Raw genomic sequence first — 17,319 nt, forward strand, 5'->3', positions numbered from 1 at the left:
TCCTTAAATTCTCTAAAATTCCCAATAAAATCGTTTCTGGTCTGCTTTTTCACTGCAACCAAGGCTGTGGTAAAATTCATGGGCTGATGAGCGGGAAATGCCTGAATTAATCCGAATTCCTGTGTAGCCTGCTGCTTTTCCCTCTTCACGCAAAGCTTGCATCAGCGCTCTGCCATGTCCCTGCCCTTGAAAATCCTGAGCGACGGCCAAAGCCAAGAGATTGAGCAAGGACGGAAAATAGAGACAGTCGTAGCTAGCAGCATGAGCGTAGCCTATGACCTGACCGTCTTCTTCAACTACCAAAATCAAATGCTGGTCATTCTCTAGCAGCCTCTTCAGTTGAGCCTCCGTCGCTTCCCTATCGAAGTCATAGCCCAGACACTCAGCATTGAGCCGCTGAATGGCTGCGGCGTCACTTAGTTTTACTTTACGAATCATTTGTCACCTCGTTCTTCTCTTTATTATAGCAGAAAAGCAGTCTCTTTGACTGCTTTCAATGAACTATTCTCCTATCTGTCCCTTCAACCAAGACTCCGCCTCTTCTAAAGGCTGGTCTGTTAGGACATCGGGCTGAATTGCCTCATTCTCATAAAGCTTGCCCGTGCGATCTAGGATACTCGAGGTAGTCAAGAGCAAAACCGCTCCATCATACAGTTGATAATAATTATTTCCCGTAGTATAGCTTGCCGTTGGCTGACCAAATATTTTAACGTTTTCCAGTCCCTTAAAAGCTAAAACAGTCATTTCTCCTGAGCTTCCTGTACGTTCATTGGTAAGGACGGCTATTGGCACTTTCTTTGCTTTCTCATCAGTCTGCTCCAGACCAAACTGCTTCAGAATATCTGATCGAGAAACCGCGCTCTTGCTTCCATTTTTTTCAACGAATTGGAAGAGATCTTCATCAGGCAAAAGAGAGGACAGGCCCGCAATCATCGGATACATATTCCCGCCGGTATTATCTATCAAATCCACTACAACCGCCTGATAGTCACCCTTTTTAAGAGCTGCTGATAGCTTGTTGGCATAAGCCTTCGCTGCCTGTGCGTCACCAGTGAAAGCAGGAACTTTTAAATAGAGAATCCCCTCCCGATTCTGCACTTCAGGCTGATTTTTGCTTTCCGGACTATTTTCGGGATTATCCTGTGGACTTAAAAAATAAGAATGTTTCCCGCCAGCCTCTTTGGTTAATTTTTCCAAGACAGGATAGGTATCTTGATAAGTCTTGGCAGATTCAAGCTTCTCTAAGGCTTTCTTCTTCTCATTTTCCCAGTCTTTGCCCGTATAAAGACCGAAATCAAGCTTTTTCACAACCGAGCGGGCGTAGTCCTGCGGACTAGGTGGAAAAAGAAAAATTCCATAGTCTGGACCAAAGTAGGCCAGAAAACCTATTAAAAGAGCAAGCAAAACCAGTACTGTTCCCAAGCAACCTAAAAGGACTTTTTTCATAATTGCACAACCTTTCTTGTTAGGATTTCTGAGCTGATTATAGCAAAATAGAGACACGTTTTCCATGTCTCTACCTTACATTTATCATAGCTAATCTTACATTTTTGTAAGATGATTTCATTTAAATCTACAGTTGTTTATTTCCATCTCTCACTCTTAGAGAATGCAATCATTAAACCAGACCCAGCTAGAACTGCTAGAATAACAAGACAGATATTTTTCAGTGGATAGAGCCAGTCTTTATTTTCCTCATGCCAAGTTGTCTTCCAAAGCCGAACATAATCAGCATGCATATCTTCAGGCTGGTTCAGTTGGATATTGATCACAATCGCCAGTAAGATCAGGGCGATAAAAGCAAGGACAAAGAGCCAGATTTTCTTCTTTTGGCTTAGGTTAAGTTTTTTCATTCTTTTCTCCTTCTATTAGTTCAAATTCTATCTCTTTGTCTCCACTAACTTCTATACCTCTGAAAAACAAGACTATTCCAATAAAAATAGGTATTAAGAGAAAGAATCTGGGCTGAGTAAAAAACATAACAAATAATACTACACTTGACAAAATGCCTATTACCAATAATTGGCGAATGCTAAACCGTTTCATTTACCACACCTCTATTCCATTGGCCAATTTTTTAATAGGCTCTTTTGTTCTTACTTTTCCAATCAAGCTAAGTTTGCAACCTTTTTTATTTAGAAAAGATTCAAGTCGTTTCTTTCTATAATATTTTACAAGAAACATAGCAAGAACCATCGATCCTATTGCCACACCAATATTTACAAGACCAGTTCCGATATTCATTGGTCGATTTATTGGCCCAAAGAAAAAATTTAGCGGAATTATTTTTCTCAGCATTCTAGCCAAGATAAGACCTATGGAAGTTCCTGCAATAGCAGGTAGATTATTTGATTTGTTTAAAAATTCAGTATGCGGTATGAAAGAATAGTCTGTTTGATAAACCTTTCTAAAACAGCCACAGGACATTGTTCCATTTCTCTCCACGAGATATTCTTGTCCATTATCAGAAATTATTAAGAACCATCCGAGAAAAGCTTTCTTACCATTCAAAGAGATATTATAGCATCGTCCTTTTATACAATTTTTCTTCATAAAACTCTTTCTGCTTTGTTTATAGTTACCAAGTTTCTACATTACATCTTCTCAACTAATCTCTTCGCTACTTCTCTTTTACAGCGATTTCTGAGTTTCTATAGCCATAGAAGGCATAGATGAGACTTCCCAGCGCTAGGGCAATTCCAAAGGCTTGCCAGGTTTCCTTGGTATACTGGGTCATGAAGGACAGGCAGATGATAATGGACAAAATCGGTGTCAGAGGTACCAGAGGCGTTTTGAATTCTCCAGCTTTTGGCATTCCCTGATCTTTCCGCAATTTCAAGACAGCAAGTGCCAATAAAATCAGATAGGCCAAGGTACAGATATTGAGGAAAGAGGCGATGCTAGCCAAGGGGAAAATACCTGCACAAACAGCTGAGGCAATCCCTACTAAAATCGTGGCATTCTTTGGCACCCGACTGTTCTCTGTCAATTTCTTGAAAGAGCGGGGCAAGAGACCATCACGCGCAATACTGTAAATCATCCGCGACAGAGCATAGGTCATGGAGATACAGACCGTAATCAGAGTCAAAATAGCGACGACAGAGATATAGTTGGCTGCCCAGCCAAGTCCGATGCTGCGCAGGGCAAAGGCCACCGCATCTGAGACATCCAGCTTGCTATAGTGGACAACCCCAGTCAAGACCAAGGTCACCAAAATATAGAGAATGGTCACGATGCTCAAGGATAAGACAATCCCACGCGGAACATTCTTTTGAGGCTCTTTGATTTCATCGACCGCCATGGAAATGGACTCAAAGCCCAGAAAAGCAAAGAACATGAGTGAAGCCCCAGCCATGATGCCGATCTTGCCGCCATAAATTTCTCCAAAGCCAAAAGGTGCAAAGTTAGACCAATTTTCTGGTTTGATGAAGAAAAATCCTGCAATGATAAAAAGTGCCAAGGCTGAGAATTTCAAGACCACCAAAGCTGAGTTGAAGCGCAGGGCTGCCTTGGAGTTCAGAAGGACAACTCCCGTAACAAAGGCCAAGACCAGAATGGGCAGCAAGTCCACATAAGTACCTGCTTTGGGATTGAAGGTGCCATTCAGAGCTGCCGGCAGTTGGATGCCAAAGCCGCTCAGCAAGCCCTTCAGATAAGAACCCCAGCCAGAGGCAACACCTGAAATAGCGGTCATGAACTCCATGATGGTCAGCCAGCCAGCCAGCCAAGCAGGAAATTCTCCCAGAACCGCATAAATATAACTATAGGCTCCGCCATTGGCCGGGATCCGTGAAGCAAACTCAGCGTAAAAAAGAGCTGAAATACTCACACAAAGAGCTGAAATGACAATCGAAACTGTCAGAGCAGGCCCAGCATATTTGGCCGCTCCAGTCCCTGTGATGGTAAAAATCCCAGTTCCTACCATGGCACCAATACCAAGCAAAATCAGATCAGGAATTTTCAAATGACGGCGCATGCCCGTTCTATCCTTGCTGGCATCTTTTTTTCTAAAAATATTCATCTATTTTTACTCTCCTAATTGCATTAACGCCCTATTTTATCATATTTCCTCCCTTTTAGGAATCCTTCTCAGAAATTTACCGAAAAGAAAGGCTGAGAGAAATCTCAGCCTAAGTCTTTAAAATAGATGAAAGGTATATGATGCCTGTCTCTGCTATCACATGGCCACAATTTTACGATAGCTGCGAGATGTAATGAGAAAAACACCAACATATACTGCAATAAACAAAGCACAAACACCCAGAGTCATCACTAACATGAGTGTGGCATTCAGCACCCCTAAAGCAGATAAAATCAAGCTCAACATGTGATAGGCAAATGCCAAATGAAGAAAAGCAAAGATTAGTGGTAGGAAAAAGACTATCAGAATTTGCCTACGAATCGTTTTCTTAATTTGTTTTTCGTCCAATCCAACCTTTTGTAAAATAACAAAGCCTTCTCGATCTTCATAGCCTTCAGAAATCTGCTTGTAGTAGATGATAAGAACAGTTCCAAGCATAAAAACGATTGATAAGAAAATTCCAATAAAGAACATACCACCTAGCATTCCTTTTATTTCTTGCTTATCGAAGGCTGTCACCGAACCATAAATACCTTGATTTTCAGGTAAGGTGGTATTAAAACTGCTTAGCTTTTCTTGGTATGCTTCTTTGAGTTTTCTCTGTTCTTCTTTTGGAAGCTTGAGATTTAATCCTCCATAATAGTTAACATTGACAGCGTAATCGTTCATCAATGAAGAAAAGATTTGACTCGGATTTTTAGCTACCATATAGATTTTTTCAGGCACTATCATATTCATCGGATCGGGTAGATTACCGAAAACGAAATCTTCTTTTAATTTTTTCTTGATTTTTAAATTTTTATCAGCTAGCTGTAAATCTTTTTTGCTGTCTAGTTCCAGTCCTTGCTCAAATATGGCTATTTCATCATCTTTAAGCTGAAGACTTTGACCCGTCATTCCTTGATAATCACTCTCAGAAATGGCCAAAATATAAAGATTTGGAGTGAATGATTTCTGTCCCTTAGAATAAATATCTAGCTGATTACCAGCTCGGCTGCTAACCCCTATCGTATAATACTGGTAAATAACTTTTTTACTAATCTGTAGCTGCTGCTCTTGAACAAACTCTGTCAAAGCTTGGTCCAGCACCTCACCTGTTATTTCTTTTCCTTGAATACTGAAATCATGCGGGAACATGGCATTCTGCATATAATCACCACCAGCATAAATGTTGGCTCCACCAGATAAAGTAACCAGAACCATTGTCGACAAAATAGAAATCGTCGCTAAACCGATTGCATTTTTCTTCATTCGAAAAATTAGATTAGATACTGAAATCATGTTATCAGGCTGATAATAAAACGTCTTCTTCTTTTTCAAAAATTGCAAGAAAACAGTTGTTCCTGCATTGAAAAGTAGATAAGTCCCTAGAATAACAAAAAGTACAGCTACGAAGAAAATGATAATGGCTGCCATCGGATTAGATACACCTAAAGCAAGATAATAGCCAAAAGCGAGAGAAGACATACCAATAATAGTTTGCAAGAGTAAAAAGCGACTCTTTTTCTCCCCGCTATTTTTTTCTTTGACTAATTGCAGAGCATCAAACTTTCTTAAGTAAAAGCCGTTTTTAATTAGCAAACAGAAAAATACAAAAGCATAGAAAATGATAATCAATACCAATACAAAAGGTTGAAATGTCGAAACTAGAACCACCTTGGTACCCATGAGCTTGAGCAAAAAGGCATAAATCAACTGGTCAAAGAGAAGACCTATAGTCAGCCCCAAGCTTACAGCCACTAGCCCGAAGATTAGTAGCTCAATAAAGGTCATAACAAAGAGATGACTCTTATTAAGACCTAGCATACCATAAAGCCCTAGCTCCTTGGAGCGATTCTTCATAACAAATTGATTGGCATAAAAGACAATAATTCCAGCTGTGATGTTTACAATAACAACCCCTAGGACCAAAACGAGGATAACAGAGCTGGCACCTGTCATTTTGGATAGATTGGGATTAAAAGCCAAGGAGTTGAAAATATAAGAAATGGCTACAGCCACACAGGTAGCCAGTGCAAAAGGATAATAGAGACGGCGGTTCTTAATCAGATTGGATACCGCCAATTTTGCTGCTAATCGAAACACTAGTCTTTCACCTCACTTGCCATAACTGTCAGAGTATCAGAAATCTCTTGGAACATCTGCCGCTCGGTCTTGTCGCCTCGGAAGATTTGATTGTAGAGAATCCCATCCTTGATAAAGAGCACCCGCTTGGCGCGGCTAGCCGCTGCAGTTGAGTGGGTCACCATGAGAATAGTTTGGCCTCGTGCATTGATGTCGTCAAAGACATCCAGCAACGCCGCTGAAGACTTGGAATCCAAGGCTCCTGTCGGCTCATCCGCCAGCAGAATCTCAGGGTCTGTGATGATGGCCCGAGCCACTGCGACCCGCTGCTTCTGGCCTCCAGAAATCTCATAAGGAAACTTCTCTTGCAGCTTGTTAATCCCCAGCTCGTTGCAGGTAGTAACCAGCTTTTGCATCATCTCGGTAATGGGGCGACGAGAGAGGACCAGAGGCAGGAGAATATTATCCTTGACCGACAGGGTATCCAACAGATTGAAGTCCTGAAAGACAAAGCCTAATTTCTCCCGACGGAAGCTGGAAGCCTGGCTGTTTTTGATGGTTGCCGTGTCAGTTCCGTTGAGAAAGACGCGGCCCTCTGTTGGCTTGTCCAGCATGGCTAGGATGTTGAGCAGGGTGGATTTCCCAGAGCCTGACTCCCCCATGATGGCGACATATTCGCCGTTTTCTACCGTAAAGTGAATGTCCTTCAGTGCCTCCACTTGGCTGCCCTGAAAGCGGGTTTTATAAATCTTTTTCACGTGCTGTACGTCTAATAATGTCATACTCAAACCTCTTCTTTATTTAACTTGATACTACTATCATACCGGAAAGACAGACAAGTTTCCATAACCTAATCTTTCATTTTGCCTGCCAATCTTACATTTTTGTCATCTTGTGCTCCAAGTCGGATAAAGAGAAAAGTCAACTGACCTTTCTCTTATCCTTGAATACTAGAATCTCTCAGTGACTGTACTGCAGCCAGAAATAATATTGACTGGAAGCACAGCCTAGGCGAGTCTTCTCGATTTCTTGCTTGGAAATCTTTTGAGCTTTGGGTTTACTTTGGCGATGGTTAAAAAGATTGATTTTCATAGCGAGCCTCCTTCTTGAAATCTGATTATTAGTTTGGAAGACGTTTATCTTCTTTTTCTTTACACTTATAGGATACCGAATTCCCAGACTAGCTGCCATAAGATAACCTTTCATTTTAGCCTTTAAACTTACATTTTTGTCACTTAGAAAAATAGTTTTCGATTTCCCTTAAACTGCGTCAATAGGCCTAAATTCACCGATACCTATCGGCTTCTTTCATCAAGCACATAAAAAAACAAGCGTCAATGTTCATTGACACTTGTTTTCTGTTTTATTTTTTGAAACGGATCCCGAAATAAACCCCACAACCAACTATCAGAATCAAACCGAAAGCAAGTAGCGTAAAGCTGATTTCTGTACCTGTGAAAGGCAGAATTTTCTTCGTCTTCCCCTTATCTCCAGGTTTATCTTGATTTGATTTTTTCGGATCTGGTTCATCTGTTTTTTTAGACGGATCCTTTTCTGGGCCAGTCGGTTTCGTTTGGTCAGTTACGACTAACGTCCCATCCTTGTATTCTACTGTATTTCCATCGGCATTTACAACTGTTACTGTGCCATCGAGATTCACTTGGAACACAATGTCGGTAACAGCTAGATAACCGGTTGGGGCTGCAGCTTCATGGAAGGTATATACTCCAGGAGCTAATTCAAGCTCGTGCGATGTATTTGCTTCTGAAGTCCATTTTGCTACAGGATTGCCAGTTGCCTCTTTGCCTTGGAAAATTTGAATCTCTGCACCAGCGATTTCTGTACCGCCAAGGTTGACCTTACTGAAGGTCACCTTACGTGGAAGATCATCGTCTTTATCCGTTACTGTAACAGTTGAGCCGTTTGTTACGACCTTGTTCTCTTCACCCTTGAAGTCTTTCTCACCAACGTTTGTCACTTCCACTGTACCGTCTGTTTTGACTTGGAATGTGATGTCGGTCACTTTAAGGTAACCCGTTGGGGAGGCTTCCTCATGGAAGGTATAAGTGCCAGGTGCCAAGTTGATGTCCTTAGACTGATTAGACTCGGAAGTCCAGCTTTCGACTGCTTGGCCTTCGGCTTTGTTGCCCTTGTAGATTTTGATCTGAGCACCAGCGATTTCTGTACCACCAAGGTTTACTTTACTGAAAGTAATCGCTTTGGGACTATCATCGTCTTTATCCGTTACTGTAACAGTTGAGCCGTTGGTTACGACCTTGTTCTCTTCACCCTTGGAGTCTTTCTCTCCGACATTGGTCACTTCCACCGTTCCATCATGTTTGACTTGGAATGTGATGTCCGTTACTTTGAGGTAACCCGTTGGAGCCGCTTCCTCATGGAAGGTATAAGTGCCAGGTGCCAAGTTGATGTCCTTAGACTTACCTGCTTCGGATGTCCAGCTTTCGACTGCGTTTCCTTCAGCTTTCTCGCCCTTGTAAATCTTGATCTCAGCACCGGCGATTTCAGCACCACCGAGGTTGACTTTGCTGAATGTCACCTTACGTGGGAGATCATCGTCCTTGTCGGTAATAGTTACTGTTGAACCATTGGTTGCAACGGTGTTAGCTTCGCCCTTAGCGTCTTTTTCTCCTACGCTAGTCACTTCCACTGTACCGTCATACTTGACTTGGAATGTGATGTCGGTAACCTTAAGGTAACCGGTTGGGGCTGCCTCCTCATGGAAGGTGTAAGTGCCAGGTACTAAATTTATATCCTTAGACTTACCAGCTTCAGAAGTCCAGCTTTCGACTGCTGTGCCTTTAACCTTGTTGCCCTTGTAGATCTTGATTTGAGCTCCTGCGATTTCTGTACCACCAAGGTTTACTTTACTGAAAGTAATCGCTTTGGGACTGTCATCGTCTTTATCGGTTACAGTTAGAGTTGCACCATTCGCTACAACACGGTTGTCTTCACCCTTAGAGTCTTTCTCTCCGACATTGGTCACTTCTACTGTTCCGTCAGTTTTCACTTTGAAAGTGATGTCGGTCACTTTGAGGTAGCCTGTTGGAGCGGCTTCCTCATGGAAGGTATAAGTACCAGGTGCTAAGTTGATGTCTTTAGACTTACCAGCTTCGGATGTCCAGCTTTCAACTGCATCGCCTTCAGCTTTCTCGCCCTTGTAAATCTTGATCTCAGCACCGGCAATTTCAGTACCGCCAAGGTTGACCTTACTGAAGGTCACCTTACGTGGGAGATCATCGTCCTTGTCAGTCACTGCAACAGTTGAACCGTTTGTCGCTACGGTGTTAGCTTGGCCCTTAGCGTCCTTCTCACCAACATTGGTCACTTCCACTGTGCCGTCATGTTTGACTTGGAAGGTGATATCCGTTACTTTGAGGTAGCCCGTTGGAGCGGCTTCCTCATGGAAGGTATAAGTACCGGGTGCTAAGTTGATGTCCTTAGACTTACCAGCTTCGGATGTCCAGCTTTCTACTGCTTGGCCTTCAGCTTTTTCGCCCTTGTAAATCTTGATTTGAGCACCGGCAATCTCAGTACCGCCTAGGTTTACTTTACTGAAAGTCACCTTACGCGGGAGATCATCATCCTTATCGGTTACTGTAACAGTCGAACCATTTGTCGCAACGGTGTTAGTTTCGCCCTTAGAGTCTTTCTCGCCAACATTGGTCACTTCCACTGTACCATCATGCTTGACTTGGAAGGTGATGTCGGTCACTTTGAGGTAGCCTGTTGGAGCGGCTTCCTCATGGAAAGTATAAGTACCTGGAGTCAAGTTTAATTCTTTAGACTTACCAGCTTCAGAAGTCCAGCTTTCGACTGCTTGCCCTTCTGCCTTATCGCCCTTGTAGATCTTGATCTCGGCACCGGCAATTTCAGTACCACCTAGGTTAACCTTACTAAAGGTAATCTTACGCGGTAGGTCATCATCTTTGTCAGTCACCGTAACAGTTGAACCATTAGTTGCAACGGTGTTAGATTCACCCTTAGCGTCTTTCTCGCCAACATTAGTCACTTCCACTGTGCCATCTGTTTTGACTTGGAAGGTGATATCAGTAACTTTAAGGTAACCCGTTGGAGCTGCTTCCTCATGGAAGGTATAAGTACCTGGTGCCAAGTTGATGTCCTTAGACTGATTAGCTTCAGATGTCCAGCTTTCTACTGCTTGGCCTTCAGCTTTGTCTCCCTTGTAGATCTTAATCTCTGCACCAGCAATCTCAGTACCACCTAAGTTGACCTTACTGAAAGTAATAGCCTTAAGACTATTGTCCTCTTTATCGGTTACAGTAAGAACCAAGCCATTTGCTTCAACAGAATCTGTTGCTCCTTTAGCATCAACTGTAATGGTGCCATCAGAATGAACTGTGAATTTAATATCTTCTACAGCTACAAATCCAGCAGGAGCAAGGCTCTCTTTCAGAGAATAAGTTCCTGGAGCTAATTTTACTACCTTAGATGCGTTGGCTTCGGATGTCCACTCTGCAAGAGGCTTAGCTTCAGGACGAATCTGACTGCCTTTGTAGAGTTTCAATTTCGCACCAGGAATTTCCTTCCCGTTTGGATCTACTTTCTTGATCGTCACATCTCGTTCTGAGTCGTCATCCTTGTCTGTTACCTTCAAGATTGCTCCGTCAGTCACAACCTTATTGTTTTCTCCTTTGGAGTCTTTCTCGCCGACATTGGTCACTTCTACTGTGCCGTCATGTTTGACTTGGAATGTGATGTCGGTCACTTTGAGGTAACCGGTTGGAGCCGCTTCCTCATGGAAGGTATAAGTACCGGGTGCTAAGTTGATGTCCTTAGACTGATTAGCTTCAGAAGTCCAGCTTTCAAGAGCTTGACCCTGCGCTTTGTTGCCCTTGAAAATCTTAATTTGAGCACCAGCAATCTCAGTACCGCCTAGGTTAACCTTACTGAAGGTAATAGCTTTAGGACTATTGTCCTCCTTGTCGGTAATCGTCAGAATTGAGCCTGCTGCTTGAACAGTATCTTCTGCTCCTTTTTTCACAAGAGCAACAGTGCCATTAGCACCTACTGTAAATGTGATGTCTTCTACATATTGATAACCAGCAGGAGCATTCGCTTCAGTCAGTGTATAGGTTCCTGGAGACAATTTTATCACTTTAGAAGTATTTTCTTCTGAAGTCCAGTCTGCAACAGGAGCTTCTTCCTGGTCAACATGATCACCTTTATAGATTTTCAGTTGCGCACCAGGAATTTCTTTCCCGTTTGGATCTACTTTTTTGAAAGTTACATCCTGCTCGGTTACCGTCTTCTTATTGACGATCTCGCGTGATACAGATTTGTCTGTTCCAAAATCCTGGGAACCAATCTTAATTTCCTCAGTTAATTTATCATATCCTGTAGGAGGAGTCACTTCACGGATGGTATAATCATCGCGCAACAAGTCACCCAAGTTGGCATTCCCGTTAGAATCTGTGGTTAATTTTCCGACAACTGCTCCGCTCCGATCACGAACAACTTCAAATTCTGCACCTTGCAGGTTCTCACCATTTTCATTAACCTTATGAAGCTTAATAGTGAAAACATAGCCTTCTCCAACACCGCCGGCAATCTGATAAGAGCGATTTTCAGCTGATGTCGTTGTTTGACCACCGTTATAGGTCATGGTAGCACTATTGGAAACACGCTCACCATCAACAAGATCGTAATCTGCTTTTGTCTTATAGTCCAGCAAATACCCGAAACCATCCATGTCGCCAAGATCAATCGTGAATCCATCACCAGCGGCATTTTCCGTAATTTTTGATTGGAAATTAGCTGTCACGTCTTCTGTTGAATCCCGCACCCAATCTCCATTATTCCAGCGCCAAGCAATTTTATAGACCCGAATTGAGTCTCTCATGATTTTAAAATTAGGCGAGGTAATTTTGTCAGTTATCGTTACATCGGTATAATGCTCCATATTGCGGTTAATCGCAATATTGTAATGAACCTCATTCTTACCGTCTTCTGCTGCCTGATAAGAGCTCTTCTCAATTTTTGAGTCATATCTTTTGGGTGGTCCATTATAATGGACGATTCCCGGATACAACATCCGACCTCCTACGGTAAATCCACCATTCAAGTCACCTTCTTGTCTCACAACATCATGGTCAACTCGTGCATAGAAGAAGAATTCTCCTTGGACACCAGACTTTTGCTCAACATAATTTGTATAGGTCAAAGTAATGGTCTTGTTGGTTGAATCCAAAAATCCATTTGCCACTACATTATCCGAGCTGTCTTTAAGCTCAATAGCTGAAGAGTTCCCAAATGCATACTCAGAAGGCAAGGTAATTTTTGTCGTATCTCCTTGATGTACTTGGTTATCCGGCAAGACAAACTTTGCGTAAACTCGAAAAGTTTCCCAAATATCAATTCCCTGCGTCAAATCACCACCTGAAGAATTCTTCAGGCTCATCTCAGTGATAACATCACCAAACTCAGCTGCTTGCACCTGAGTAAGAGGAGCTACTGATGGCAAAATGACTCCTAAACAAAGAATAATAAGGTGGAGCAATGCTCTAATCCTTTTGTTCATGCAATTTTCCTTTCTCACAATATTCAGTTTTAAATGTACAATGTAATTGTATACTAACTGAGCTTCCCCATCTTGTCAGTGCCCGCTTTCTAGAAAGCGAACATTTATAGATACATTACATCTACATTTTATCATACTATAAGAAAAATGGCTATACACAAAAGAAGATTTTTTTAACATTTGTTTACCTTTTTGTCATTTAGAAAAGGTGGACGATTTGCATGGTTCGTTTGCAAATCAGACCACTATTGCTAGGGTCAATTGCGTCTGACAATCAATGTCCTCAATAACATAGAAAAACCGAAAACAAAGTCCGGTTCTTCTGATTTATTTCCTAAAGGTTAGGGCATAAAATTTTCCATCCCAGAGGAGTTTCAACTCCTTCTCCTTAACCCCTGCCGGTATAGCGGCCTCAATTTCTCCTAAATCAACAGTAGCGTCCTTAAAATAGTTCTTGCTGAAGTGATTCTTCTTATATTGCTGGTCCACATAGTCTGCCGTCTCGTCTGAAATCATAATTTTAGTCCCTGGCTTAGCTACCCGCAGCATTTCCTGCATGGCCTTGGCCTTATCGCTAAAGAAATTAATCCCGCCGATATGATAGACGATGTCAAAGCTATTATCCTCAAAGGGCAGGTCTTCTGCACAAGCATGAAAGAGCTGCAGATTTGTTTTCTTGGCGCAGGATTTCTGGCATTTTTTCAGCATGCCTATGGAAATATCCGCTCCGACAAAGTCTAGGCTTTTCAGGTCAATATTCTCAGGAATGTAGCGCAGGTCTTGACCAGTCCCGATAGAGACATAAAGGACGGATAGATGATCCTGCCATTCTATTTCTGCCATCTGGTCCTTTCTCAGCTTGTCAATAGCTTTGCCATGGAGAAGTGGCCCCATCCATTTCTCACCAAAATCATACCAGCGAGCCAAGCGATTGTACATGGTCATATACTTGGCATTGTCCCCTGAGACATAGTCCGGATTCAGCGCCAGATAGATGTCCCCGTCTTTTTGAAGATCCTCTAACTTCAATCCTGGCTTCAGCTTCTCTTGTATTTTTGTATCTGTCATATCTTCTGTCTCCTTTTTCTATTTGCCATTTATTATAGAGGATTCTGAGCTAAAAACAAGAGTTTTTCCGTAAGTGGCTGCCCTGCATGAGTAACTGGAAGAAATTGCTCAGTAAGCTGCAATAAAGCTAGACCAAAAATGTGCAAACAAAAGAAGATAAAGCATTCTGCTCTATCCTCTCTTTATTTATTTGCTCAGTCGAGTCTTACGGTAAAGTCCTAAAAGAGTCAGGACTACCAGACCAGCAAGAACTAGTCCAAGGCTTTCAGCAGAGCCAGTCGCAGGAAGAACTTTTTTAGATTTTCCTTGACCGTCTGCTGCTTTATCAGAATCAGATGATGGATTTGGCTTAATACCGCCTTGAACCGACTTATCCGGTGTGCTTGGTTCAGCAGGTGCCGCTTGGTCAGTAATGAACAACTTACCATCTGTATATTCTACAGCATTGCTATTAGCGTCTAGAACTGTTACAGTGCCATCTTCATTAACTTGGAAGATAATATCTGTCACAGCCAGATAACCTGTCGGAGCCGCTTCTTCATGGAAGGTGTAAATACCCGGCTCTAGGTTAATTTCCTTGGATTGGTCAGCTTCTGAAGTCCAAGATGCGACAGGACTGCCCTTGCTTTCCTGTCCCTTGAAAATCAGAATCTGCGCACCAGCAATTTCCTCACCAGCTAGATTGACCTTGCTGAAAGTAACCTGTTTGTCTGTTGGAGTTTGCGTTTGCTTATTGACTACATTGACTGCAACCAATCTGCTGTCCCCAGAATCTCCAGATGCCGGATTGCCTACGTTCAAAGTCTTACCAAAATCCGTCGGACTGATGGTAATATCCTCTGTCAGGCGATCGTAACCAGCTGGAGCAGTCGTTTCACGTAGGATATAAGTGTCGCGCAGAAGATTACCAACTTCCGCATTCCCATCCGCATCTGTCGTGATTGTGCCAACCACCTTATTGGTCGCTTTCCGCACCACTTCAAAGACTGCACCGCTCAGAGAAGCATTAGACTCATCTGTTTTGTGAACCTTCACCTTGAAGTTATAGCCTTCTGACTTTCCGCCAGCAATTTGATAAGAGTATTCATTAGTTACAGACACTGTCTCGGTATTGTTGTAGTTCATAGTCGCCTTATTTCCTACAACCTCTCCATCAGCCAAATCATAGTTGGCTAATGTCTTGTACTCAACTAGGTAGCCGAAGCCTTCTACATCTCCGAAGTTGATTGTCAAGCTATCACCTTCAGCGCCGAAGGTCATTTTAGACTGGAAGTCAGCTGTTACGTCTTCAGTCGAATCACGCGCCCAATCACCATTATTCCAGCGCCAAGAAACCTTATAAACTCGTACAGAGTCTTGAACAATCTTAGCGTTTGTATCACCCAGCTTGTCCGTCACAGAGACATTTTTGTAGTTGCCCATGTTACGGTTAATGGCTACATTGTAGCGGATTTCATTCTTAGCATCAGCATCCCACTGAAAAGCACTCTTTTCTAACAGAGACTCATACTTTTTCGGTGGTCCATTATAGTGAATGCTGCCGGCAGGAATCCTATTATTGCCTACAGTGAAAGTAGCTGGAATATCTCTTTCCTCTGTGACAACCTCGTGGTCAATCCGCGAATAGAAGAAAAACTCGCCTCTGACACCAGATTTCTGCTCCACATAGTCTGTGTATGTCAATGTGATGGTCTTGGCATCGCTATCCAGGACTCCATTAGCCACCAGGGCTCCGTTTTCATCCTTAAGCTCAATAGCTGAAGAATTCCCAAAGGTAAACTCATTCGGCAAATGAATCACTGTTGTATCACCCGCATGGGCTTGGTTGTCCGGCAGGGCAAACTTAGCATAGACTCGGAAGGTCTGCCAGATATCCACACCATTGGTCAGCTGCTCACCAGAGTTAGTGGTGAGGTGCATCTCAGTGATGACATCATTGAGTTCCGCCGCCTGAGCCTTAAGGGTTCCGGCTAGGAAAGGCAGGAACACGCCTAGACAGAGAATGATGAGCTGAAACCATACTCTCAGTTTTTTATTCATGCAATCTTCCTTTCTCACAAGTAAAATTTGTTTAAAAGTACAGCGTATTGACAAGCCAGTTGAACACGCTCTTTTCATGTTCTTCTGCCTTTTTGACAAACACTGGAAAGACAATACTAATTCATTGTACCATATTGACTATTAAAAAACTATAGGAATGCTCAGAGGGTTATATCATAAAAAGGAGAAAGAAGATGTTAGTCTTCTCTCTCCTTTATGGTAAGCAAAACAGGCCAAATAATGAACAGATAAGCTGAAATCATTGAACAACTTCAGCTCTTCTATTTTGACAAAAAGTCAATCTTTCTGTGACGCACTGGAAGTTGCATCTACCTGATTCTGATTTGTTTCTTCTTGTTTGGAAGAATTTCTTTCCGTCTTATCTGAAGTGTCAGGCTCTTTCTGTACATGCCCGCAGGCCGTTAGGATAAAGACAGAAATCAGAGACAGAAACAAGCTCCCAATGTTCTTGAACCTAGACATACGAGTCCTCCATTTATGCGAAGCTTGATGAGACTAGCACTTCGCCAAAAATGCCTGCACAGTCTTGACATCTTCTGGACTACCGCCTCGGTCAATATCACAGATATGCTGGAGCCCATATTTTTCGATAATCAAAACAGTCGCTCCGCAGAAGGTCCGGCCGTGTTTAACAGAGTCGCCATTGTTAACAAAACCTTTAATCAGCCCAGGATGTTTCTTGATAAAGCGTTTGGTAGACCAAGGAATTTTCCCAGCACCAGCATTTCGAGTAATGAGAATACAAGGCTCTTCCAGTTTCTCCTTGATGGTCTGGGTCGGATAACCCAGTGATTCTGCAAATCGTTTTCCAATACCAGTATTTGAATCATAAACTACAATCATCTTCTTCACCTACTTTCTTAAAAAAAGGATAGCAACCCAAGCTGCAAAGCCTAAAACTACGACATCTGAGATGAGCATAAGCATGAACTCTAAATCTGGCATCATGTGAATGTACATCAGCAATGATAAAGTTGTCAAAGCCAGTACCGTCAGCTTAGCAACTGCCGGCAAGCCCGGAATTAAAGCTGCTCCGATTAGGACAACAATGAGACCTCCGACTAAAAATGACTGAAAATCCACACTTAAACTAAAACCAACTGTCGCACCGCCGTAGCCAATGGTCAAAAGACCAATCAGCACCAGACAGATACCTAAAATAGCCATTCCGCTCATGGCAAATCCTCCTTGCTTATTCATTCTTTTCTTCACTTTCTGTTTTTTTGAATGAATTATCAAAAATATTCATTCATATCATGATAAAAAATAATATACTTTATCTAATTACGTTCCTTTCCATTTCCGAATCACAGGACATAAGACATCACCTCCTTTGTTTGTGAATGAATAATTTTGTAAATTCATTCTTTTCTTCACTTTCTGTTTTTTTGAATGAATTATCAAAAATATTCATTCATATCATGATAAAAAATAATATACTTTATCTAATTACGTTCCTTTCCATTTCCGAATCACAGGACATAAG

14 protein-coding genes are annotated in these 17,319 nt (G+C 42.3%); all 14 read right to left on the reverse strand.

What is annotated here, in order from left to right; all coding sequences use genetic code 11:
• Positions 1–12: 12 nt before the first annotated feature.
• Positions 13–438 (reverse strand): GNAT family N-acetyltransferase, encoded by a 426-nt coding sequence (locus PCY71_RS03905; protein ID WP_002899856.1) that lies wholly within the window; start codon positions 436–438, stop codon positions 13–15.
• Between the two features lie 63 nt (positions 439–501).
• The gene (locus tag PCY71_RS03910) at positions 502–1,512 is read right to left on the reverse strand and encodes a S41 family peptidase (RefSeq protein WP_002899855.1); all 1,011 of its coding nucleotides are present in this window, start codon (positions 1,510–1,512) and stop codon (positions 502–504) included.
• A 71-nt stretch (positions 1,513–1,583) separates the two neighbouring features.
• A complete protein-coding gene (locus PCY71_RS03915) occupies positions 1,584–1,853 on the reverse strand; it encodes a hypothetical protein (RefSeq protein ID WP_002899854.1) in 270 nt (89 codons plus the stop codon).
• Between the two features lie 193 nt (positions 1,854–2,046).
• Positions 2,047–2,553, reverse strand: coding sequence for a hypothetical protein (locus PCY71_RS03920; RefSeq protein ID WP_048774307.1), 507 nt, complete (start codon positions 2,551–2,553; stop codon positions 2,047–2,049).
• A 67-nt stretch (positions 2,554–2,620) separates the two neighbouring features.
• Positions 2,621–4,021 carry an amino acid permease gene (locus PCY71_RS03925; protein ID WP_002923732.1) on the reverse strand — a complete coding sequence of 467 codons (1,401 nt, stop codon included), beginning with the start codon at positions 4,019–4,021 and terminating at the stop codon, positions 2,621–2,623.
• A gap of 156 nt (positions 4,022–4,177) precedes the next feature.
• Positions 4,178–6,166, reverse strand: a complete 1,989-nt coding sequence (locus PCY71_RS03930; RefSeq protein WP_002934248.1) for an ABC transporter permease — start codon at positions 6,164–6,166, stop codon at positions 4,178–4,180.
• Positions 6,166–6,927: an ABC transporter ATP-binding protein gene (locus tag PCY71_RS03935; RefSeq protein ID WP_002923715.1), complete on the reverse strand. Its 762-nt coding sequence runs from the start codon at positions 6,925–6,927 to the stop codon at positions 6,166–6,168. Before PCY71_RS03935 ends, PCY71_RS03930 begins: the two co-directional genes overlap by 1 nt.
• 178 nt (positions 6,928–7,105) lie before the next feature.
• Complete coding sequence (locus tag PCY71_RS03940; RefSeq protein WP_260425620.1) at positions 7,106–7,237, reverse strand: hypothetical protein; 132 nt, start codon at positions 7,235–7,237, stop codon at positions 7,106–7,108.
• A gap of 271 nt (positions 7,238–7,508) precedes the next feature.
• Positions 7,509–12,704 carry a SpaA isopeptide-forming pilin-related protein gene (locus PCY71_RS03945; protein WP_048774311.1) on the reverse strand — a complete coding sequence of 1,732 codons (5,196 nt, stop codon included), beginning with the start codon at positions 12,702–12,704 and terminating at the stop codon, positions 7,509–7,511.
• A gap of 327 nt (positions 12,705–13,031) precedes the next feature.
• Positions 13,032–13,772, reverse strand: a complete 741-nt coding sequence (locus tag PCY71_RS03950; protein WP_301412448.1) for a class I SAM-dependent methyltransferase — start codon at positions 13,770–13,772, stop codon at positions 13,032–13,034.
• A gap of 186 nt (positions 13,773–13,958) precedes the next feature.
• Positions 13,959–15,812 carry a SpaA isopeptide-forming pilin-related protein gene (locus PCY71_RS03955; protein WP_185760194.1) on the reverse strand — a complete coding sequence of 618 codons (1,854 nt, stop codon included), beginning with the start codon at positions 15,810–15,812 and terminating at the stop codon, positions 13,959–13,961.
• A 297-nt stretch (positions 15,813–16,109) separates the two neighbouring features.
• Positions 16,110–16,295, reverse strand: coding sequence for a hypothetical protein (locus tag PCY71_RS03960; RefSeq protein WP_125340992.1), 186 nt, complete (start codon positions 16,293–16,295; stop codon positions 16,110–16,112).
• A 33-nt stretch (positions 16,296–16,328) separates the two neighbouring features.
• A complete protein-coding gene (locus tag PCY71_RS03965; RefSeq protein WP_185760195.1) occupies positions 16,329–16,685 on the reverse strand; it encodes a class Ib ribonucleoside-diphosphate reductase assembly flavoprotein NrdI in 357 nt (118 codons plus the stop codon).
• Positions 16,686–17,033: a hypothetical protein gene (locus tag PCY71_RS03970; RefSeq protein WP_125340994.1), complete on the reverse strand. Its 348-nt coding sequence runs from the start codon at positions 17,031–17,033 to the stop codon at positions 16,686–16,688.
• Positions 17,034–17,319 lie beyond the last annotated feature (286 nt).

The organism is Streptococcus sp. SN3 (genome assembly GCF_030439905.1).

Coding starts and splice junctions, on each gene's coding strand:
- PCY71_RS03905 (WP_002899856.1), bottom strand. CDS start 438: ATGATTCGTAAAGTAAAACTAAGTGACGCCGCAGCCATTCAGCGGCTC.
- PCY71_RS03910 (WP_002899855.1), bottom strand. CDS start 1,512: ATGGAAAACGTGTCTCTATTTTGCTATAATCAGCTCAGAAATCCTAAC.
- PCY71_RS03915 (WP_002899854.1), bottom strand. CDS start 1,853: ATGAAAAAACTTAACCTAAGCCAAAAGAAGAAAATCTGGCTCTTTGTC.
- PCY71_RS03920 (WP_048774307.1), bottom strand. CDS start 2,553: ATGAAGAAAAATTGTATAAAAGGACGATGCTATAATATCTCTTTGAAT.
- PCY71_RS03925 (WP_002923732.1), bottom strand. CDS start 4,021: ATGAATATTTTTAGAAAAAAAGATGCCAGCAAGGATAGAACGGGCATG.
- PCY71_RS03935 (WP_002923715.1), bottom strand. CDS start 6,927: ATGACATTATTAGACGTACAGCACGTGAAAAAGATTTATAAAACCCGC.
- PCY71_RS03940 (WP_260425620.1), bottom strand. CDS start 7,237: ATGAAAATCAATCTTTTTAACCATCGCCAAAGTAAACCCAAAGCTCAA.
- PCY71_RS03945 (WP_048774311.1), bottom strand. CDS start 12,704: ATGAACAAAAGGATTAGAGCATTGCTCCACCTTATTATTCTTTGTTTA.
- PCY71_RS03950 (WP_301412448.1), bottom strand. CDS start 13,772: ATGACAGATACAAAAATACAAGAGAAGCTGAAGCCAGGATTGAAGTTA.
- PCY71_RS03955 (WP_185760194.1), bottom strand. CDS start 15,812: ATGAATAAAAAACTGAGAGTATGGTTTCAGCTCATCATTCTCTGTCTA.
- PCY71_RS03960 (WP_125340992.1), bottom strand. CDS start 16,295: ATGTCTAGGTTCAAGAACATTGGGAGCTTGTTTCTGTCTCTGATTTCT.
- PCY71_RS03970 (WP_125340994.1), bottom strand. CDS start 17,033: ATGAATAAGCAAGGAGGATTTGCCATGAGCGGAATGGCTATTTTAGGT.